This is a genomic window from Poseidonibacter lekithochrous (assembly GCF_018861145.1).
Classification (GTDB): Bacteria; Campylobacterota; Campylobacteria; order Campylobacterales; family Arcobacteraceae; genus Poseidonibacter; species Poseidonibacter lekithochrous_A.
Genome location: NZ_JAHKQT010000003.1, coordinates 184,130 through 204,578 on the forward strand (window position 1 = coordinate 184,130; position 20,449 = coordinate 204,578).

The 20,449-nt window shown below is 27.6% G+C and carries 18 protein-coding genes; 5 read left to right on the forward strand and 13 right to left on the reverse strand.

The features are described 5' to 3' along the window. The 9 genes from KO488_RS01765 to KO488_RS01805 form a co-directional block, all read right to left on the reverse strand. Positions 1 to 1,281, reverse strand: a complete 1,281-nt coding sequence (locus KO488_RS01765) for a complex I subunit 1/NuoH family protein (RefSeq protein ID WP_216057066.1) — start codon at positions 1,279 to 1,281, stop codon at positions 1 to 3. Continuing rightward, on the reverse strand, positions 1,278 to 2,714 hold the full coding sequence (locus tag KO488_RS01770; protein ID WP_216057067.1) for a 2Fe-2S iron-sulfur cluster-binding protein: 1,437 nt from the start codon (positions 2,712 to 2,714) through the stop codon (positions 1,278 to 1,280). Before KO488_RS01770 ends, KO488_RS01765 begins: the two co-directional genes overlap by 4 nt. Positions 2,715 to 2,748: 34 nt before the next feature. Next, the gene (locus KO488_RS01775) at positions 2,749 to 4,035 is read right to left on the reverse strand and encodes a citrate synthase (protein ID WP_216057068.1); all 1,287 of its coding nucleotides are present in this window, start codon (positions 4,033 to 4,035) and stop codon (positions 2,749 to 2,751) included. Between the two features lie 21 nt (positions 4,036 to 4,056). After that, positions 4,057 to 5,304, reverse strand: coding sequence for an NADH-quinone oxidoreductase subunit NuoF (nuoF, locus tag KO488_RS01780; RefSeq protein WP_216057069.1), 1,248 nt, complete (start codon positions 5,302 to 5,304; stop codon positions 4,057 to 4,059). Continuing rightward, entirely contained in the window at positions 5,304 to 5,780 is a 477-nt protein-coding gene (nuoE, locus tag KO488_RS01785; protein WP_216057070.1) for an NADH-quinone oxidoreductase subunit NuoE, read from the reverse strand. The genes nuoF and nuoE overlap by 1 nt, the downstream gene beginning before the upstream one ends. Next, positions 5,780 to 7,414 (reverse strand): NADH-quinone oxidoreductase subunit D, encoded by a 1,635-nt coding sequence (locus KO488_RS01790; RefSeq protein ID WP_216057071.1) that lies wholly within the window; start codon positions 7,412 to 7,414, stop codon positions 5,780 to 5,782. Before KO488_RS01790 ends, nuoE begins: the two co-directional genes overlap by 1 nt. Next, positions 7,407 to 7,922 carry an NADH-quinone oxidoreductase subunit B gene (locus KO488_RS01795; RefSeq protein WP_216057072.1) on the reverse strand — a complete coding sequence of 172 codons (516 nt, stop codon included), beginning with the start codon at positions 7,920 to 7,922 and terminating at the stop codon, positions 7,407 to 7,409. Before KO488_RS01795 ends, KO488_RS01790 begins: the two co-directional genes overlap by 8 nt. Further along, on the reverse strand, positions 7,913 to 8,275 hold the full coding sequence (locus KO488_RS01800; RefSeq protein WP_216057073.1) for an NADH-quinone oxidoreductase subunit A: 363 nt from the start codon (positions 8,273 to 8,275) through the stop codon (positions 7,913 to 7,915). Before KO488_RS01800 ends, KO488_RS01795 begins: the two co-directional genes overlap by 10 nt. A 129-nt stretch (positions 8,276 to 8,404) precedes the next feature. Beyond that, positions 8,405 to 9,577 carry a MalY/PatB family protein gene (locus KO488_RS01805; protein ID WP_228318957.1) on the reverse strand — a complete coding sequence of 391 codons (1,173 nt, stop codon included), beginning with the start codon at positions 9,575 to 9,577 and terminating at the stop codon, positions 8,405 to 8,407. An 89-nt stretch (positions 9,578 to 9,666) separates the two neighbouring features. Here KO488_RS01805 and KO488_RS01810 point away from each other — a divergent pair, with 89 nt between their 5' ends. Next, positions 9,667 to 11,481, forward strand: a complete 1,815-nt coding sequence (locus tag KO488_RS01810; protein WP_216057074.1) for a menaquinone biosynthesis decarboxylase — start codon at positions 9,667 to 9,669, stop codon at positions 11,479 to 11,481. A gap of 24 nt (positions 11,482 to 11,505) precedes the next feature. On the opposite strand, the gene KO488_RS01815 is transcribed toward KO488_RS01810, so the two are convergent. From KO488_RS01815 to KO488_RS01830, 4 genes are read right to left on the reverse strand one after another with little or no spacing between them, the layout of a single operon-like run. Next, positions 11,506 to 13,782, reverse strand: a complete 2,277-nt coding sequence (locus KO488_RS01815; RefSeq protein ID WP_216057075.1) for a diguanylate cyclase — start codon at positions 13,780 to 13,782, stop codon at positions 11,506 to 11,508. A 38-nt stretch (positions 13,783 to 13,820) separates the two neighbouring features. Next, positions 13,821 to 14,813, reverse strand: coding sequence for an ABC transporter ATP-binding protein (locus tag KO488_RS01820; protein WP_216057076.1), 993 nt, complete (start codon positions 14,811 to 14,813; stop codon positions 13,821 to 13,823). After that, the gene (locus tag KO488_RS01825; RefSeq protein ID WP_216057077.1) at positions 14,797 to 16,419 is read right to left on the reverse strand and encodes an ABC transporter permease; all 1,623 of its coding nucleotides are present in this window, start codon (positions 16,417 to 16,419) and stop codon (positions 14,797 to 14,799) included. The genes KO488_RS01820 and KO488_RS01825 overlap by 17 nt, the downstream gene beginning before the upstream one ends. Before the next feature lie 6 nt (positions 16,420 to 16,425). Then, a complete protein-coding gene (locus KO488_RS01830; protein WP_216057078.1) occupies positions 16,426 to 17,430 on the reverse strand; it encodes a Fe(3+) ABC transporter substrate-binding protein in 1,005 nt (334 codons plus the stop codon). Positions 17,431 to 17,600: 170 nt separating this feature from the next. Between KO488_RS01830 and KO488_RS01835 the strand changes: the two genes are divergently transcribed. From KO488_RS01835 to KO488_RS01850, 4 genes are read left to right on the forward strand one after another with little or no spacing between them, the layout of a single operon-like run. After that, a complete protein-coding gene (locus KO488_RS01835) occupies positions 17,601 to 17,861 on the forward strand; it encodes a hypothetical protein (RefSeq protein ID WP_216057079.1) in 261 nt (86 codons plus the stop codon). Further along, on the forward strand, positions 17,858 to 18,427 hold the full coding sequence (locus tag KO488_RS01840) for an anthranilate synthase component II (protein ID WP_216057080.1): 570 nt from the start codon (positions 17,858 to 17,860) through the stop codon (positions 18,425 to 18,427). Before KO488_RS01835 ends, KO488_RS01840 begins: the two co-directional genes overlap by 4 nt. Continuing rightward, positions 18,424 to 19,641, forward strand: a complete 1,218-nt coding sequence (locus tag KO488_RS01845; RefSeq protein WP_216057081.1) for a glycosyltransferase family 39 protein — start codon at positions 18,424 to 18,426, stop codon at positions 19,639 to 19,641. The genes KO488_RS01840 and KO488_RS01845 overlap by 4 nt, the downstream gene beginning before the upstream one ends. A gap of 5 nt (positions 19,642 to 19,646) precedes the next feature. Beyond that, positions 19,647 to 20,273 carry a type II secretion system protein gene (locus KO488_RS01850; RefSeq protein ID WP_216057082.1) on the forward strand — a complete coding sequence of 209 codons (627 nt, stop codon included), beginning with the start codon at positions 19,647 to 19,649 and terminating at the stop codon, positions 20,271 to 20,273. Positions 20,274 to 20,449 lie beyond the last annotated feature (176 nt).

Genomic DNA, 20,449 nt, shown 5'->3' on the forward strand with positions numbered 1-20,449 from the left:
TTAACTCCCTTGAACTACAATAAATGTAGCTGTTACAACAATGTTTAATAATGCTAATGGTAATAATACTTTCCACCCTAGCATTTGTAATTGATCATATCTAAATCTTAATACTGTCCATCTAATCCAAATAAACACAAATGCCATTAAAAAGAATTTAACTAAGAATGTACCAATTTGTAATACTGCAGTTGCAATATTTACACCATTTGTTCCTAATCCAACACTTAAGAAAATTGCTAATAATGTAATAACAATTAATGAAATTGACCAGAATACAATTGTAAGAATTTTCGTTTCTAAATCTCTTGATTTATCTTTACTATTTTTTGATCGATTATTCTTTTTCATCCATCTTGTTAAGAAAAATACCTTAATAGGCAAAAGAATAATAACTGCCATCATAATATAATTTATATTGTTTTGAACAGTTGGAGTATCTATCCAAGGAATTTGATAACCACCAAATATAAGTGTTACAATAATTGCCGCACTTGCACTCATTGCCGCATATTCACCTACTTGGAAAAGTCCAAATCTCATAGCTGAATACTCAGTATGATAACCTGCTACAATTTCAGATTCACCTTCTGCTATATCAAATGGAGCTCTATTTGTTTCAGCAAAAGCACATACTATAAATATAATTGATGCAATTGGTTGTATAAAAATACCCCACATTGGAATAACACCTAGGTATGTTCCTGCTTGCGCATTTACAATATCCGTTAAGTGTATAGAACCATAAGATAAAAGCATAGAAATAATTGCTAATGCCATAGCTGCTTCATATGAAATAACTTGGGCTGCTGCTCTAATTGAACCTAATAAACCATATTTACTATTTGATGAATAACCACCTAAAATAATTCCATAAATTGAAAGTCCAGCAAAAGCTAAAAACCACATAATTCCAAGTTCATTTGGAATTGCTGACATAATAAATTCTTTTCCATCAATTACTAAATTATCTGCAAAAGGAATAGTTGCAAAAGTTAAAAAAGAACAGAAAAATACAATTACAGGAGCAATTGTAAAAAAGAATTTATATTTAATATGTGAAGGAGTAAAATCTTCTTTAAATACAAGTTTTAACATATCTGCAAAACTTTGAATTAATCCACCTAATCTAATTGGACCTATCCCACATCTATTAGGTCCACTTCTATCTTGCATAAATCCAGATACACGTCTTTCCCACCATACAAAAACAGGAGTAAGACCAACTGCTAAAAATGCAGCAAGAGCTATATTTACAGCTATTACAATTGCACTACTCATAGCATTCCTTTTTCAATCATTGATTTTAAATGTTCAATAATAGTTGTTATTGATTCCATTGGATTATTTTTATTAATCTTTGAAATCACTTTTTGTTTTGTCCCAGTTATATTTATATATGTTCCTGATTTTTCATAAAATGATGAAATGGGGATAGCTATATCTGAATTTTCTATTGTTTTACAATTATGACTGAAAAGTGAAATTACTTTTTTGTCTTTCAATAATTCTAGTTTTTCATCAAAGTATTTATTATCTATAATAATTATTAAACTTGAAGTATTTAAATTATCTTTAAAATATTTTTCTTCTTCATTTATATCTAATTCTTTAAATGCAGCTCTATTTGCTGTTCTATCATTTGTTTTTAAATAATCATCTTTAAAATCTTCATCAAATGTATCAGGTGAATACCCAGAAACCTTTGCTTCTAATTTTTTTGCTAGATTATTTACATTTTGCATTTCTTCTATAGAAAGATTTGGACTTAATACAAATAAAATATCTTTTTGAGTTGTTAACTCTTTAAACATATTTGTAATTGTGTTACTTATTTCTGTTTGAGCATTATTTAATAAAGGAGTTGTAAATCTATTATTAGCTTCATTTTCATATGATAGTCTTCCTTCATCACACATAAAAAAACCATTTACAGCATCATTTCTTCTTGGTCTAAATCTAAATATTTGGTCATCTTTATATTTCTCTTTCCTATGATCAACATAAATATTACATCCTTTTGAACAACCATTACAAATGGCATCAAAAGTTTCTAAAAACCAAACTCTTTGTTTAAATCTGAAGTTTTTACTAGTTAGTGCACCTACAGGACAAATATCCACAACATTCATTGCATATGGATTAGCTAAAGGTTTCCCTGGAAATGTCCCAATAACTGAATGATTTGCTCTATTAATTACACCTAATTCATTAGTTTTAGTAATATCTGAACAAAATCTTACACATCTTGTACAAAGTACACATCTTTCTTGGTCAAGCATTACATTAGAGCCTAAATCAACTCTTTTCCTTGCATTGACTTTTGTATCTGTATTTACTCTTGAGTCATAAAAACCAGATTCCATATAATAATCTTGTAATTTACACTCTCCAGCTTGGTCACATGTAGGACAATCAATTGGATGATTTATTAGTTCAAGTTCTAAAATATCTCGTCTTACTTTTTCGATATTTTCACCCTTAGTTCTTATAATCATACCATCTTTAATTGGTGTATCACAGGCAATCTGAGGCCTTTTTTGACCTTCAATTTCAACCATACACATTCTACAGTTTCCATCTTTTCCAAGTGCTTGATGGTAACAAAAATGAGGAATATGAATATTTTCATCTAATAATTTATCAATTAGAAGACTTCCTTTAGAAGCCTCCATTTGTGCGCCATTGACTGTTATTTCTACCATTTCACTCATCTATTTTACCCCTTACACTTGTTTGTTTTTATTCTTAGTTACCTGTATATAATTGTCTAGGTCTTGCAATTTTATGTTTAGGATCTTGTTTTAATTCAGACCATTGTGCAATCCAACCTGGAGTTCTACCGATTACGAAAATTGGTGTAAACATTTCAACTGGAATTTTAAGTGCTGTTAAGATAACACCCGAATAGAAATCAATATTTGGATATAAACCTCTTTCTTTAAAGTAATCATCATTTAAAGCTGCTTGTTCAACTGCTGCTGCAATATCTAGTAATTTTGAATCTAGATTTAATTCTTCTCTTAATTTATCTTGTAATCCTTTTAAACATTCAGCTCTTGGATCTCTATTTTTATATACTCTATGTCCAAATCCCATAAGTCTAAATGGATCATTTCTATCTTTTGCTTTTGCAATAAATGAAGGTACATTTTTAATATCACCAATCATTCTTAATTGATCCATTACTTTTTCATTTGCACCACCATGAGCTGATCCCCATAAAGCTGCGATACCTGAAGAAATTGCAACATAAGGGTGAGCTTCTGTAGAACCTACATTTCTTACTGTTGTTGTAGAGGCATTTTGTTCATGATCTGCATGTAAAGTAAAGATTGCATCTAGTGCATCTACTTCAATTTGTTTAATTTCTTCATTTGTTCCATCTTTTAGTCTTTTCATAGAACCACCTGGATAGGCTCTTAACATATATAAGAAGTTTTCTGTAAAATATCTATTTACATCTGGATAAATTAATGGAGTACCAATTGAATTTCTATATGCCATTGCTGCAATTGTTGGCATTTTAGCAACAATTCTTCTTCTCATTATTTTAAATTCTTTATCATCTTCTAAGTTTAAGTGATCTTTATAAAATGCTGCAAGTGCCATTGTTGCAGCACCCATAGTTGCCATTGGATGTGCTCCATCTGGTAATGCATCAAAAATTCTAATTAAACCTTCATTTAAAAATGATCTATGTCTAATTTCTAAATCGAAATTTTTTGAAGCTTCTTCTGTTGGTAAAGAACCTCTCATAAGTAAATAACAAACATCTAAGAAAGAGTGCTTTCCTGCTAAGTCAGCAATATCATAACCTCTATATCTTAATTCAGAATTTTCTCCATCAATAAAAGTGATTTTTGAATCACAAGATGCAGTTGATGTATAACCTGGATCATAAGTAAACATTCCTGAATCTTTATAAAATGTAGAAATATCTACAACACTTGGTCCTCTTGTTCCATCAAGTACATTATATTCATATGAATTACCGTTTCTATTATCTGTTAGTGTAAAAGTATTTTTTGCCATTTATTTCTCCTAATATAAAATTTAATTTCTAAAGTATGCTTCAAATTCTTGTGGGAATTTTTGCACCATGCTTTGAATGATATCTTTAACAGCTGGTGCAAATACACAAATTGTTTTACCATTCAATGACACGCATACATCAAGTATAGTGTCAATATCTTTTTTTGAACCCTCTCCTTGTAAAATTTTTGCAAGGATATCATCTATCCATCCACATCCCTCTCTACAAGGAGTACATTGCCCACAAGATTCATGATGGTAAAACTCAATTAAGTTTTTTGCAGCTTCTACCATACATGTATCTTCATCAATTACAATCATTCCTCCAGTTCCTAAAGTTGAACCAATATCCCACATAGATTCATAATCTAATACAGCAGATTCAACTTCTTTTGCTGTTAGAATAGGACACGAAGATCCTCCTGGAATTATCGCTTTTAATTTTTTACCATCTCTCATACCACCACCAACTTCATTTAAGAAGTCAATCATTTTGTTTCCAAATGCTAATTCATAAACTCCTGGGTTTTTAACAGGCCCGCTCATTGCAAATAACATTGTTCCAGGTGATTTTTCTGTTCCATAAGCAGTATAAGCTTCATATCCATTTTCAATAATAAAAGGTACAGTTGCAATCGTTTCAACATTGTTAACAGTTGCAGGATTTCCAAAGAACCACTCACACTCTTTACCATGTGGTTTAAGTCTTGGATGTCCTCTTTTACCTTCTAAAGATTCAATAAGTGCAGATTTTTCTCCACAAATATATGCTCCAGCACCTCTATGAACAGTTATTTCTAATTTATAATCATGTCCCATAACAGTATCACCAATAATTCCAGCTTTATAGGCTTCTTGTATTGCTTCATCTACTCTATCTGAGAAAAATTTATATTCACCTCTTATGTAAATATATGCATGATGTGCATTTATTGCATACGAAGAACAAATAATTCCTTCAATTAATAAGTGTGGATCATATTGAAAAATTTGTCTATCTTTAAAAGTTCCAGGTTCTGATTCATCGCCATTTACGATTAAATATGCAGGTCGTGGATCATCTTTTGGCATAAGTTTCCATTTAGGTCCACAAGCAGCTCCACCACCACCTTTTCCTCTTAATCCTGATTTTACAACTTCATCTGTAACTTCATCAGGACTCATAGTAAATAGTTTTTCTATAGAAGAGTAAGCACCATTTTTTTGTGCTACTTCTAATTTATGATAGTCAGGAATATCAAACTTTTTGCTTACAACTTTAACTACCATTATTTACACCCTTCTACAAGTTTTTTTAATGATTCTACACTTTGATTTTCTTTATATTCACCATTAATTGCAAACATTGGAGCACCACCACAAGCACCTAAGCACTCAACTGCACTTAAATGAAACTTTCCATCTTCACTTGTTTGACCTGGTTCAATTCCAACAGTATCTTTCATGAATTTAATTAAGTCATTAGCACCCATTAACATACAAGATAATGTTTTACATACTTCAATATGATAAGTACCAATTGGTTTTAAATTAAACATAGTATAAAAAGTTGCAACTTCATATACTTGAATTGGAGTTTTTTTTAATTTATTTGCAATAAATATCATAGCTTCTGGTGATATCCAGTTTTCTTGTTCTTGAACTAGCCATAAACAAGGTAACATCATTGCATCTGAATTAGGATATTTCTTTAGTTGTTCTTGAAATTTCTCTTCATTTTCTTTAGTAAATACAAATGTTTTCATTATCTATCAAACTCCCCAGCAATAAAGTTCATACTAGCCATTGTTACAACTGCATCTGCTAGCATTCCACCTTCAACTATATTAGAATAAGCACCAAGTGAGTAAAAACAAGGTGGTCTACATTTTACTTTATAAGGTCTTCCTTCTCCATTACTTACAATAAAGAAACCAAGTTCTCCATTTCCAGCTTCAATAGAAGAATAATATTCACCTTTAGGTACTTTAATACCTTCAAATGTAAGTTTAAATTGATTCATTAAACCTTCAATATTTCCATATACATCTTTTTTAGATGGTAATAAAATTCCAGGAGCATCAACATTTATCGGACCATCTGGTAATTCTTTCATCGCTTGTCTAATAATTTTTGTACTTTGTACCATTTCTTCAAATCTGCACATCATTCTGTCATAAACATCCCCATGAGAACCTACTACAACATCAAAGTTATAGTTTTCATAACCATAGTAAGGTTTGTCTTTTCTTAAGTCATGTGCAACACCAGTTGATCTTAAATTTACTCCTGATATCCCTGCATTTAAGGCAAAGTCAGATTTAATTACTCCAACATCTTGTGTTCTATCGTGAAAAATTCTATTATGTGCAATTAAACTTAATGCATCAGAACAAGCAGTTTCAACTTCTTTTAATACATTTTCTAAATCTTCAGCAAAACCATCATATAAATCAAACTCTAAACCACCAATTCTTGTGTAAGTATTAGTAAGTCGTGCGCCTGTTAATTTTGATAATAAATCATAAGCTGTATCTCTTGGAGCGAATAAGTACCAGAAGTTTGTAAGTCCACCTAAATCAACCATATTTGCTGCATTACAAACAAGATGATCAATAATTCTACTTAATTCTCCAATTATCACTCTAATTGATTTGGCCCGTGCTGTTATATCTATATTTAACATTTCTTCGACAGCTTTTGAATATCCAATATTATTTAAAATTGCTGAACAGTAGTTTAATCTATCTGTGTATGGTATCACTTGTGAATAAGTATGGTTTTCGCAAGATTTTTCAAAACCTCTATGTAAGTATCCAATTTCAGTAACACAGGCTGTGATAGTTTCACCTTCCATTGCTACAAAGTTTCTAATAGTACCATGTGAAGCAGGATGAGAAGGTCCAACATTTAACATCATTAAATCGTTAACTTCTTCTGCTGAATAACCTTTTTGTTTTAATAAAGGATTCATTTCATCCATTAAATCTTCAGTTTCAGTACAGATTTGACCTTTTGTAATTTCATAATCTTTTCTTAAAGGATGTCCTATAAATTGATGATGATTTAAAAGTCTTTTTAAATTTGGATGACCATTAAAGTTAATACCATATTGGTCGTAAGCTTCTCTTTCAGCCCAATTTGCTGATTTGTAAATATCACTTAATGTATCAACTGTTAAAGTATTATCATCTATATAAGATTTAATACTAATTTGCTTTTTAAAAGTTGCATCTCTTAATATATATACAACTGCAAATCTTGATGGAGTTACATCTTGATGTTTTAAATAATCAATAACTGTAATATCTAAAAGAATTGAATATTTGTCTTCATTTTTTAATTTTAATATTATAGATTTAATTTCATTTGAGTCAATTAACATATCGCATTTAAGCATCTAGGAATCCTTTATACTCTTTTACTCTATCTTTTATAATTGATTCATCATTTGCTTTTTCTTGAATTCTCATAATTGCATCAAGAACAGCTTCAGGACGTGGAGGACAACCTGCTACATATTCATCTACTGGAATAATTTGATCAATTCCTTGAACAGTTGTATAGTTATCATAAAAACCACCAGAACAAGCACATGCACCCATTGAAATAACCCATTTAGGTTCACACATTTGTTCATAAATTTTCTTTAAAATTGGCGCTTGCTTGTATGAAATTGTTCCAGCCACAATTAGTAAGTCAGCTTGTCTAGGAGAAAATCTTACAACTTCTGCTCCGAATCTTGATAAATCGTATTTAGCTCCAGCAACACTCATAAACTCAATTCCACAACATGCAGTTCCAAATACCATAGGCCATAAAGAGTAAGAACGACCCCAGTTTATTGCGTGATCAAGTTTTGTTGTAACTATTGAATCACCTAATGCAGCTTCAGCTCCTAATCCCATGATAATGCCTTTTTCTTATAGATATAAATTAATCCTGAAAATAATAGTCCCATAAACATGAACATCTCAAAAAGCCCTAGATATCCTAGTTCTTTAATATTTACAGCCCAAGGAAACATAAAAATTATTTCTACATCAAATAGAACAAATAAAATTGCAACTAAATAAAATTTAATTGAAAATCTAATATTTGTATTTCCTACAGGGTTTGAAACACCACTTTCATAAACTGTATTTTTCATTTGAGCTAGTTCATTTTTTGGTCCTATAAACCTTGTAAGTACGAATACACCTACTAAAATGAAACCAATCGTAACAAAAATAACAGATGCAAGAACTAATTCTGTTGACATTTCATATCCTATTTATTAATATTGTTTTAGGATTGTACACTAATTCTATCCTCTTATAAAGGATTTAACTCCTTTATAAAAGTATAATTAAAATAGTGAGAAAAAAGGTAATACTTTGCTATTTTATTGCTATTTAAAACTCTTTGAAATATCCTCAAGGGCCACAAGTAAAGCATTTTTTGGAAGTGCTATATTTAATCTAAAATAAGAATCTCCATTGCTACCAAATGATACACCATCATTTAAAGCAACTTTTGATTGAGTTAATAGTTTATTTTTAATATTATTATGAGAAAGTGTTGTATTTTTAAAATTTAACCATAGAAGATATGTTGCTTCTGGTAACAGAAAATTAATATTATGAGAGTTCTTTAGTAGATATTCTTGTGTAAAATTCATATTTTCTTTTAAGTACTCTTTTAATTCATCAACATAAATATGACCGTTCTCATATGCAGCTTTTGTTGAAATATATCCAAAAAAGTTGATTGAGTTAATTTCTCTTCTTTGTGCTACTTCTTTAAATTTATTTAATATCTTATTATTTTTACTAATTGCATAAGCACAATTAAGACCTGCAATATTGAATGTTTTTCCTGCAGAGTTTAATGTAATTGTAATATTTGCTATTTCTTCAGAGATGGAAGCTATTGGTGTAAATTTTTTAAAAGTAATATCTGAATGTATTTCATCTGATACTATTGTAATATTATTTTCAATGCATATTTTTGCTAACTTTTCAAGTTCTTCTTTACTCCAAACTCTTCCGACTGGATTATGAGGGGAACATAAACATAAAATCTTTGTTTTATTTGTGATTTTAGATTTTAAATCCTCTAAATCCATAGTGTAATAGCCATCTTTTTCTTTTAATTCATTAATAACAACCTTTCTATTATTAGCTTTAACACTTTTAAATAAAGGTGGATAAACAGGAGTTTGAACAATTACTTCATCATCAACATCACTATATGCCTCAATACAAGCTGAGTATGCAGGTACTACGCCATTAATCATATAAATGTTTTTTTGTTCGATATCCCATTTATGTCTGTTTTTTTGCCATGATATAATTGCATTATATGTTTGATCATCATCTATACTATATCCATAAACTGAATTTTGAGCTGCCTTTATTATTTCATCATTTATAAATGCAGGTGTTTTAAAATCCATGTCTGCAACCCAAAGTGGATTTAAATCCTCATACCCAAAGTATTTTTTTAAACCGTCATATTTAGTACAATTTGTACCTTTTCTATCTATTTTCTCATCAAAATTGTATTTAATTTTATTAAGCATATATAAATCCTCTATTATAAACTATATTTTATTGATAAAATGATATAAGATTTATACTAATTACCTGATTAGGTTATATTGAGGAAAATATGAAACAAGCTATTGAACTATTAAAAAAAAATGATTTATTAAGAATTATTGATGATGAATTAGATATTAATTTAGAAATTCCACATATCTCGTATATTGAAGTTAAAAAAGAAGATTCAAAAGCATTATTATTTACAAATGTTGTAGATAAAGAAAATGATAAAAAATTTGATGTTCCAGTTTTAATGAATGTTTTCTGTAATGAAAAAGCAGTAAAACTATTTATTGGAGATGGAGACAAAATTGGAAGTGAGATTGAATCTTTATTAAAGATGAAACCACCAACAACATTAAGCGAGAAATTTTCTACTTTTGGTAAGCTATTCGCTCTAAAAAATACAATTCCTAAGAAGAATAAAGGAAAGGGTGAATGTCAAGAGGTAATAAAACTTGGACGTGATGCAAAACTATCTGATTTACCTATTTTAACTACTTGGGAACAAGATGGTGGGCCTTTTATTACTATGGGACAAGTTTATACAACTTCTTTAAATGGTGAAATGAAAAATCTTGGTATGTATAGACTTCAAGTTTATGATGATTATACAGTAGGAATGCATTGGCAAATTCATAAAGATTCAAATCATTTTTTTCATGAATATAAAAAAGCAGGTAAAAAAATGCCAGTATCTATTGGTATAGGTGGTGATCCAATGTACATTTGGTGTGGACAAGCACCATTACCAATTGGGATTTTTGAATTAATGCTTTATGGTTTTGTAAAAAATAAAAATGCACAATTAGTAAAATCAATTACAAATGATATTTGGATACCTAGAGATAATGATTATGTTATTGAAGGTTTTGTAGATCCTTCTAAGATGAAAATAGAAGGTCCTTTTGGCGATCATACAGGATATTATACTCTTGAAGAAGAATACCCATTTATGGAAGTATCTGCAATTACTAGTAAAAAAGAGCCTGTATTTTTAGCAACAGTTGTTGGAAAACCGCCATTAGAAGATAAATATATGGGACATGCAACGGAGAGGATCTTCTTGCCTTTATTAAAAACTACAGCACCAGATTTAATTGATTATTATATGCCTGAAAATGGTGTATATCATAATCTAATTTTAGCAAAAATTAAAACTTTATATCCAGGACATGCACAACAAATGATGCATGCATTTTGGGGAGTAGGGCAAATGAGTTTTGTCAAGCATGCATTATTTGTGAATGAAGATGCCCCAGATTTATTTGAACATGAGGCAATTACTGAATATATTTTAAATAGAATTAATATAGAAGATATCCTTATTTCAAAAGGTGTAGTTGATGCATTAGATCATTCAAGTCCAAAATTTGCACTTGGAGGTAAACTAGGTCTTGATTGTACAGGAGAAGAAATTGAAGAATTAGGTATTACCTTAATTCAAGATGATGAATTATTATTTAAAATACAATCAATTACAAGTGAAGTAAAAGAATTAAAACAATATTTTACACATACAAAAAACCCAGTTACAATAATTACAGTAGAAAAAATAAGAAGTCAGAAACATTTATTTGATGATTTAAAAGCAGTTTTAGAAAATATTAAAATTTTAGTAATAGTAGATGCTTCACATCAAAATGATGTTAATAATCCTTATATGTTAGTGTGGAGAGTTGTAAATAATATTGATTCAAATAGAGATATTTACTTTGATTCAAATACTATTTGTGTAGATGGTACAAATAAAAACTCATTTGATAATTATAAAAGAACATGGCCTGATGATGTTGATTGTACGCCAAGTGTGATTAAATCACTTCAAAAAAGAGGAATTATTGATATTGATGATGAGTTTATAAAGAAATATCAATTATAAGATATAAGAGCTTGTTCTCTTTTCTTATAAAACTTTTGCTGCATTTTTACCTTGTTTTTTTATATCATACATCGCTTCATCTGCTCTTTTTATTAAATCTCTTTTTGTATCATTTTCCAAGTATTGCGTAATCCCTATACTAATAGTTAATGGTTTATTTATTTCAAAATCACTTTTACAAATGAGTTCTCTTAAATTATTTGCAAATACTAATGCTTTATCTGAAGTTGTTTTAGGTAGAATTATTATAAATTCTTCTCCTCCCCATCTTCCAATAATGTCTGTTTCTCTTATATTAATTGATACTAAAGAAGTGATATTTTTAAGTACAGAATCTCCTTTAATATGACCGAAATCATCATTTACTAATTTAAAATCATCAATATCAAAGAATATAATAGAAAATGTTTGATTTAATGATTTACAGTTCTTAATTTCTTCTTTAATTACAGAGTCTATTTTTGCTCTATTATATATACCTGTTAAACTATCTCTATTCGCAAAATCTTTTAAAGCTTTTTCTGCATATTTCCTTTTTTTAATTTCTTTTCTCATTTTATTATTTACTAGTAATATAATTGTTATAGTAAGTAATAAAGGAAGAATAAATTTATATATCCATGAATAGTCATTAATCTTTTCAAATAATATCAACTGATATTTCTTAGTTATTTCTTCTTTTTCTTCATTTGTTATTAAAGGAATTACTTTATTTATAACATCAATTAGAAGAAAATCTTCTTTATTTGTTGATATACGTACTTCTAGATTATATGGAAGGGTTCCTGATATTTTTACAGTAGATAATTTTTCTTTTATCATTTGATGAGAAAGGGATAATATATTATCAATAAAACCAAAAATTTCTCCCTTGTAGATTAAAGAAAAAGCTTCTTCTTTAGAATTCACGAGAACAAAATTTATATAATTATATTTTGATTTTAATTCTTTATAAATATCAGAATCTTTTAAAATTGCAAGCTTTTGCCCTTTTAAAATTGAAAGATTAGTAATTATATTTTTATCATGAGAAGTTACTATTCCCATAGGAATACTTAAAAGAGGTTTACTATAAATAGTTTTTCGTAAATTAACTTGATTTACTGAATAGTTAAACTTTAAATGTATACTATTAGTTTTAAGATTATCAAATATTCTTGGATTTTCAGGGTCTTCAATTATATTATAATTAACATCAATTTTTTTACTTATCAGTTTAATTAAATCAGCTTCAATTCCCATGATTTTGTTGTCAATAATATAAGAAAAAGGTCTATTTTTAGTTTTTGTAATTAGAGAAAAATTATTACTTTTTATAAAATTACTTTCTAATTCATTTAATATGACTTTATGTTCATTAAAAATAAAATCATCAAAATTGGTATTGATTTTATTAGAAAAACCTAAAAGAGAATACAATCTTTTTATTTCATCTATTTTCTCTGGATCAATAAATCCTATATGTTTATTTTCTTTTGTTTGAGAAAGTTTTTTTAAAGCTTGCCCCTCATAAATTAAAGAATCAAGTGTTTTATTTTGAGTATTATATTTTTCATAAATAAGTGTTGCAGTTTCTTTAATATTTGAAAAAGCATAGTTCCAACCTTTTATACTTGCATTATAAAAGTCTCTAACTCTTTTAGGATTTGTAATAAGTTCATTTTTCGAAGTAAATAGGATACCTCCATAAAAATTAAAGCCATAATCACTTGGGTTAAATATCTTAAAATCTATATTTCTATTTTTTAGAATATAAGGTTCATTAGATAAATAACAACCCATTGCATCTGCTTTCCCACTTATTAAAGAATCAAGTTTGAAAGAAGGAGAAATGAAATCTATATCTTCAATTTTTATATTTTGAGATTTTATCATTGCATGTATATTTGCTGCTTCTTTTGCATCTAAACTTAGCATAACTTTTTTATCTTTTAAATCAGAAATAGTTTTAATATTAGATTTCTTTAAAGCTACTAAGGTCATAGGTGAGATTTGATAAATCGCAGCTAATAATACGATATCTTTATTATTTAATTTATCAATTATTAAAGAAGATTTTCCAACAGAATATGTATTTTTATTATCTAAAACATTTTGAGCAAGATTTATATTATTCTTAAGTTCTTTAATACTTACATCAAGGTTATTATCACTATAAAAACCTTTTTCTTTTGCTATATAATATCCTGCAAACTGAAACTGATGAAACCAATCAAGTTGCAAAGTAATCTTATCTTTTTCTTGTGAGAAAAGATTTGATATTAAAATAATAAGTATCAATAATATATTTTTAATCTTCATAATATTATTATACACTAAAAATAAATTAAAAAGGTATTTTATTTAAATATAATCCTTATATTTTCTTCTTTTAAATGCAAGTAAAGCTTTTGATTTAAATCAATATTATTTAATGAAGATTTTATCATTATAGATTTATTCTCTTCTTTTGATTTAATATTTATTAAAACTTCATAGTATTCACCACAAAAAGCCTTATCAATAATCTCAACCTCAAATAAACTTTTGTTATTAGATATATGACATTTTGACATTTCTATAATGGCAATTTTTTCATTTGAACATTCAATTTTTAAATTATTAATTACTTCTATTGGTAATATATTTACTTCAGATAAAAAGTTTGCAACGTAATAATTTATAGGCTTATCATAAATGGTTCTTGTTCTATCAAATTGAAGAAGTTTTTTATTATTTATTATTCCAATTTTATCTGAAATACTTAATGCTTCTTTTTTATCATGTGTTACTAAAACAGCAGATAAATTATACTTTTTAATAATATTTTTTAGCCACATTTTTGTTTTGTATCTAAGTTGTGAATCAAGATTTGCAAAAGGTTCATCAAGAAGTAATATTTTAGGCTTATTAGCCATTGCACGCGCTATTGCAACTCTTTGTTGTTGTCCTCCTGAAAGTTGGTGAATTTGTTTTTTTCTATGAGCTATTATATCAAACTGTTCAAGTAATTGATCAACTCTTTTTGTCTTATCTTTTTTTGATAATTTATCCAAAGCAAAAGATATGTTTTCTTCAACATTTAGATGCGGGAAGAGGGCATAATCTTGGAATATATAACCAACTTCTCTATCTTGCATATAAACATCTTTTGATGATACACACGTATCTCCAATACAGATTTTTCCTTCATGTTCTTTTTGTAATCCTGCTATTGCTCTTAAAATTGTAGTTTTTCCGCAACCACTTGACCCTAGGAGAGTTACTATTTCACCTTGATGTACTTCAAAATTTATATCTTCTACAATCTTTGTATCATTAAAAGATATTGATAAGTTATTTATACTTAGCATTTTGTGCCTTTTTCATATTTTTTGTCAGTAATAAAACTGATATAATCCCAATTAAAACTATAAACATTGAAGGAACTGAAGACTCTACCGTTTGTGATTGTTCATTTAATTCTAATGCTCTAATTGCAAGGGTATTATAATCAAAGGGTCTTAAAACCATTGTAAGAGGTAATTCTTTTACAACTTCAATAAATATAATGATAAAGGAAGCAGCAGCAGATGATTTTATTAGAGGTATAAAAACTTTGATAAATGTTTTTATTTTACCAATTCCAGAAATTTGGGCAGCATCATCATAACTTTGTGGAATTCTATTAAACCCTGATTCAAAATTGTTTATACTAATTGCAATAAATCTTACAATGTATCCAAATAATACAGCTATAATACTCCCTGATAGTATGAATTCTATTGATAAAATATCTAAAACATATTTATGCAATATTCCAAAAAATGATAATATTCCTATTGCAACTACTGCACCAGGGATTGAATATCCTAATTTTACTATTTGAGTTAATGATCCTGAAGTTTTATCTTTATTCATACGTGAATTATAAACAATTAATAAAGCAAGAACAGTAACAAGAGTAGCGGCCATAATCCCTAGTTGTAGAGTTTTTAATAATAGATCAATAAAATCTTCATCAATAATATTTTTATAAGATTGAATAAACCAAACTGTAAGTTGAATAAAAGGTAATATAAAACCAAAGAAAAATGGTATTAAACAGGCAAAAGTTGCCATTATATTTTTTGAACCTTCAAGTTTTATTTTAACTATTGGTCTGAAATCTTTTCCAGAACTTTTATATACTTTATTTCTTCTTTGGTATTTTTCAAGGATTACAAGTATAAAAAGAAAAGTCATTAGCATACTTGCTAATTTTGAAGCATCTTCAATACTCCCCATTCCTTGCCATACTTTAAATATTCCTGTTACAAATGTGTTTACTCCAAAGTATTGCATCACTCCATAATCAGCAGTAGCTTCCATAATTGCAAGAGTTGCTCCTGCAATTATTGCAGGTCTAGAAATTGGTAAAATCACTTTTTTTAAAATTTGCCATGAAGAAAGATTGAAGGTTTTAGCAGCTTCAATTATTGATGCAGATTCAAAATTAAAATATGTTCTACATACTAAGTATACATAAGGATATAAGACCAACGACATTACAAGTACAGCACCTTCAAGTGATTGTATATCAAAAAAGACTACTTTACTTAAATTTGTATCAAAAAGATCTAGTACAAATGTTGTGATATTTCCAGTTATTCCAAACATTCCATTGTACATAAAAGCGATAATATAAGTAGGGAAAGCAAAAGGAAGAATTAGACCATAATCAAAATATTTAGAAAAGGTAAATGTATAAAAAGATGTCAAATAAGCTGTTGTAAAACCAATTATTGTTGTAAGTACTCCTACTCCAATCATTACAAATAATGTATTGTATATATACTCAAAGAGTACAGTATTCTTTATATGCTCCCAATTTTCAGTGTTTGAGATAAAAAGATATACAAATATTGTAATCATAGGAATGGAAATAAGTAGTGTTACAAGAACACTACTTATTTTTAAAAAGGAAAGTCTATTTTTCAATAAGCCTTACTTCCATCCAGCAATATCAAGAGCTTTTACTGCATCAGTATTATATTTACCAAGGTCATTTATAGTTACAGTATCATCTTGAATATCACCCCAAGATGCAACTAAAGGAGCAGTTTGTGCTTCTTTTAATATTGGATATTCAAAGTTTCCTTTTGAGTATACTTCTTGAGCTTCTTTAGATAATAAAAATTCAATAAACTTAATAGCATTTGCTTTGTTTTTAGAAGTTTTAGTAACACCAGCTGCACTTATATTTACATGAGTCCCACCATTTTCAAATTTTGGGAAAAGAACGTTTAATTTTGATACAACTTCTTTATCTGAGTCATTGCTAACAGCTAATTTACCAACATAATAAGTATTCATAATAGCTGTTGAACCAATCCCTGCAGCAACCGCTTTTGCCTGATTTCTATCACTCCCTTTTGGATCTCTTGCCATATTTGCAACAACACCTTTTGCCCATTTTGTAGCATCTTCTATACCATGATGTGCAATCATTGCTGCCATTAAAGATTGGTTATATACATTACTTGAAGATCTAACCATAATTTGATTTTTATATTTAGGATCTGCTAGCTCTTCATATGTTTTAATTCCATTTGCAAGAGGACTATCTTTTCTAACTACAACAACTCTAGCTCTTTTTGTAAGAGCGAACCATTGATTATCTTTGTCTCTTAATTTACTATCAATATTTTTTGTTAAATACTCAGATTCGATTGCTTGGAATAAATTGTTTTCTTTAACTCTTTGAATTCTTGCTGCATCAACTGTGATAAAAACATCAGCAGGAGAATTTTTACCTTCACTTTGCATTCTTTTTATTAAAGCATCAGCGTTATCTTGGATAACTTTAACTTTTATACCAGTTTTTTCTTCAAACATTTTGTGAATAGTTTTATCTGTATCATAATGTCTACTTGAATAAACATTAACCTCATTACTTGCAAATAATGAACTTGCTAGTACTAAGGTACTTAATGCTAATTTTTTAATCATAATTTTTCCTCTTATTTTACCTATAATGATAATTGTTATTAGAATTATAAAAGAAAAATACTTTAACTTTTCTTAATATTAAGAATGATTATCAAATAATTTTAAATTTATTTTAACTTATTAAAATTTTTTTATGGATATAATAATACCAAATAAAAAGGAAAATTATAATGAGTGTAATTTTTGAATCAGTAATTAAATGTAATAACTTAGGATTTGCATATATAGAATTAACAGATACAGTAACGCAAAAAGTTGAAATCTGTAATGATTTAGAAGATTTTTCAAAAAAAATTGAAGAGTTAGGTAGTGAGTATGGTGGAAGAATAGATGAAGTTAAATGGTCAGCTGATAAAAATGTGCCACAAAGCGAGATTGATAAAATTAAATTGGCTATGCAAAAATATCAAGAGGAAATAGAAGAAAAATGATTTTAATGATTGATAATTACGATTCATTTACTTACAATATCGTTCAGTACTGTTTAGAATTAGGTGCGGATTTAAAAGTAATAAGAAATGATGAATTAAGTGTTGAAGAAATAGAAAAACTTAATCCTGAAAAGATAATAATATCTCCAGGACCTGCAACACCAAATGAAGCAGGTATTTGCTTGGAAGTAATAAAATACTTTTCAAATAAAATTCCAATTTTTGGAATCTGTCTTGGTCATCAAAGTATTGCTCAAGTATTTGGAGGTGAAGTAATTCGTGCTCAAAATATGATGCATGGAAAAACTTCGAAAATAAAAGTATTAAAAGATACAGTTATTTTTAATGGCTTACCAAAAGAGTTCGTTCAAACTAGATATCACTCTCTAACAGTAAATAAAAATAATTTGCCATCTATTATTATCCCTACATCTATCAGTTTAGATGATGATGAAATCATGTCTTTAGAAATTAAAGATAAACAAATATATGGGGTACAATTTCATCCTGAATCAATTATGAGTGAGCATGGATATGAAATGATAGATAACTTTCTAAAACTATGACTAATACAAACAAATACAATTACTATTTTTACACATTATTATCTTTATTAGTTTTTGTATTGTTGTTTGTTGCTAATACTCTTAGTATTTCTTATAAAGAGGCATTAAATGTATTCATTAATACCTCTATTTTAACTTATATTACCAATATTTCACTTTACATATTTGGACAAAATGATATTGCATTAAGATTACCATTTATTATTTTATATATTTTAAGTATTTTATTGATGTATAAGTTAACTGATAAATATTTTAAAAAAGAAAGTGATAGATTTATATCTATTTGTATTTTTATGTTATTGCCTGGTGTTTTAAGTGCATCATTATTAGTTAATAGTGCGATATTAGTTACTTTTTTAACTTTGTTGTATTTATATTATTATAAGTTAAGAAATAAGCATTCATACTTACTTCTTTTTTTGTATGTATTTGTTGACAACTCGTTTGCAATATTATACTTAGCATTATTCTTTTATTCATTAAAAAATATTAAAAATATTGAAGAGCTGAAAGATAAAAAACATATTTTAGTGTGGATTTCTTTTGTACTTTTTATACTATCAATGTATATCTATGGATTTAATACTGTTGGAAAACCTAGAGGTTTCTTTTTAGATACTTTTGCAATATATGCAACAATATTCTCACCTTTACTTTTTATATATTTTTTCTATACAATTTATAGAATAGGGTTTAAAGAAAAAGAAAAATCATTAACTTGGTATATTTCTACAACTGCATTAGTTGTATCTCTTCTTTTTTCATTTAGACAAAGAGTCTATATAGAAGACTTTGCACCTTATGTAGTAATTTCTTTGCCCTTTATGCTAAAAATATTTTTTCATTCATATCGTGTTAGATTAAAAGAGTTTAGAAAAAATCATAATATTGCTGTTGTATTAGTACTTTTAATGTTGTTTTTAAATGTCTTACTTACTATTGTAAATAAACCTTTATATATGTTTTTGCCAAACCCTGAAAAACATTTTGTTTATAAATACCATTTTGTAAAAGAGTTGGCAGATGAAATGAAAAAAAATAAGATAAATTATATTTCAAGCGATAACAAAAGGTTATTGTTACGATTAAGATTTTATGGAATAGTTCAGGGGAATGAACATTTTATTAGTTTAAATGAATTTCTAGGTTACGAAAAGAAAATGACAGTAAGTTATTATAATAAAAAACTTTATAAAGTGTATATAAAATAAATTCTATGAAAAAATCTTTTTCTCTTTTAGAAATAATATTAATAATTTCTCTATTAGGATTTTTATATACAGCATTTATCCCTAAAACACAAATTAGCAAAATTGATGAGTTAACAAATAGATTAATTTTGTATTTAAAACAAACAAGATACCAAGCCTTAATAAATGATAAATACAGTGATAATAATGAATTATGGCATAAACAAAGATGGACATTAAAATTTTTTAGATGTAGAAAAAGTGTAGGAGGTATTTATTATTCAATATATAGTGATAAAAATGCATCTGGACATCCTAGTATTGAAGATAGTTTAAAAGATAGTCTTAGTTTAAAAAACATATATAGTACTAACCAATGTATTGAAAATACAAATAATAGTAAATATGTATTAATTAGCCAGAATTTTAATATTAAAGAAATAGAAGTTTCATGTAATGAAACAAGTTCTTTAGGCCAATTATCTTTTGGCTCAAATGGAAAATTATATTCAAAATCAAGTAATATACCAAATGATAGTGAATCATATGAAATAAAAAATAAGTGTAAAATCAAACTATTAAACACACTTGGTGAAAAAAGAAGCATAATATTAGAGAATAATACCGGATATATATACAAAGAGATCCTTTAAGTACTATTCAACCTAAAAACCGCAAGAAAAACAAGAAAAAAGAGATAGAAACATAAATTTCAAAATTTAAACTACATTTAAGTAATACCTCTTGACAAAGGGGAGGAAATCTCCTATAATTCCCGTCCAAAAACAGACGAACGATATCAAAAGTAAATGATAGAGGACAGATGGGA

Coding starts and splice junctions, on each gene's coding strand:
- KO488_RS01765 (WP_216057066.1), bottom strand. CDS start 1,281: ATGAGTAGTGCAATTGTAATAGCTGTAAATATAGCTCTTGCTGCATTT.
- KO488_RS01770 (WP_216057067.1), bottom strand. CDS start 2,714: ATGAGTGAAATGGTAGAAATAACAGTCAATGGCGCACAAATGGAGGCT.
- KO488_RS01775 (WP_216057068.1), bottom strand. CDS start 4,035: ATGGCAAAAAATACTTTTACACTAACAGATAATAGAAACGGTAATTCA.
- nuoF (WP_216057069.1), bottom strand. CDS start 5,304: ATGGTAGTTAAAGTTGTAAGCAAAAAGTTTGATATTCCTGACTATCAT.
- nuoE (WP_216057070.1), bottom strand. CDS start 5,780: ATGAAAACATTTGTATTTACTAAAGAAAATGAAGAGAAATTTCAAGAA.
- KO488_RS01790 (WP_216057071.1), bottom strand. CDS start 7,414: ATGCTTAAATGCGATATGTTAATTGACTCAAATGAAATTAAATCTATA.
- KO488_RS01795 (WP_216057072.1), bottom strand. CDS start 7,922: ATGGGATTAGGAGCTGAAGCTGCATTAGGTGATTCAATAGTTACAACA.
- KO488_RS01800 (WP_216057073.1), bottom strand. CDS start 8,275: ATGTCAACAGAATTAGTTCTTGCATCTGTTATTTTTGTTACGATTGGT.
- KO488_RS01805 (WP_228318957.1), bottom strand. CDS start 9,577: ATGCTTAATAAAATTAAATACAATTTTGATGAGAAAATAGATAGAAAA.
- KO488_RS01810 (WP_216057074.1), top strand. CDS start 9,667: ATGAAACAAGCTATTGAACTATTAAAAAAAAATGATTTATTAAGAATT.
- KO488_RS01815 (WP_216057075.1), bottom strand. CDS start 13,782: ATGAAGATTAAAAATATATTATTGATACTTATTATTTTAATATCAAAT.
- KO488_RS01820 (WP_216057076.1), bottom strand. CDS start 14,813: ATGCTAAGTATAAATAACTTATCAATATCTTTTAATGATACAAAGATT.
- KO488_RS01830 (WP_216057078.1), bottom strand. CDS start 17,430: ATGATTAAAAAATTAGCATTAAGTACCTTAGTACTAGCAAGTTCATTA.
- KO488_RS01835 (WP_216057079.1), top strand. CDS start 17,601: ATGAGTGTAATTTTTGAATCAGTAATTAAATGTAATAACTTAGGATTT.
- KO488_RS01840 (WP_216057080.1), top strand. CDS start 17,858: ATGATTTTAATGATTGATAATTACGATTCATTTACTTACAATATCGTT.
- KO488_RS01845 (WP_216057081.1), top strand. CDS start 18,424: ATGACTAATACAAACAAATACAATTACTATTTTTACACATTATTATCT.
- KO488_RS01850 (WP_216057082.1), top strand. CDS start 19,647: ATGAAAAAATCTTTTTCTCTTTTAGAAATAATATTAATAATTTCTCTA.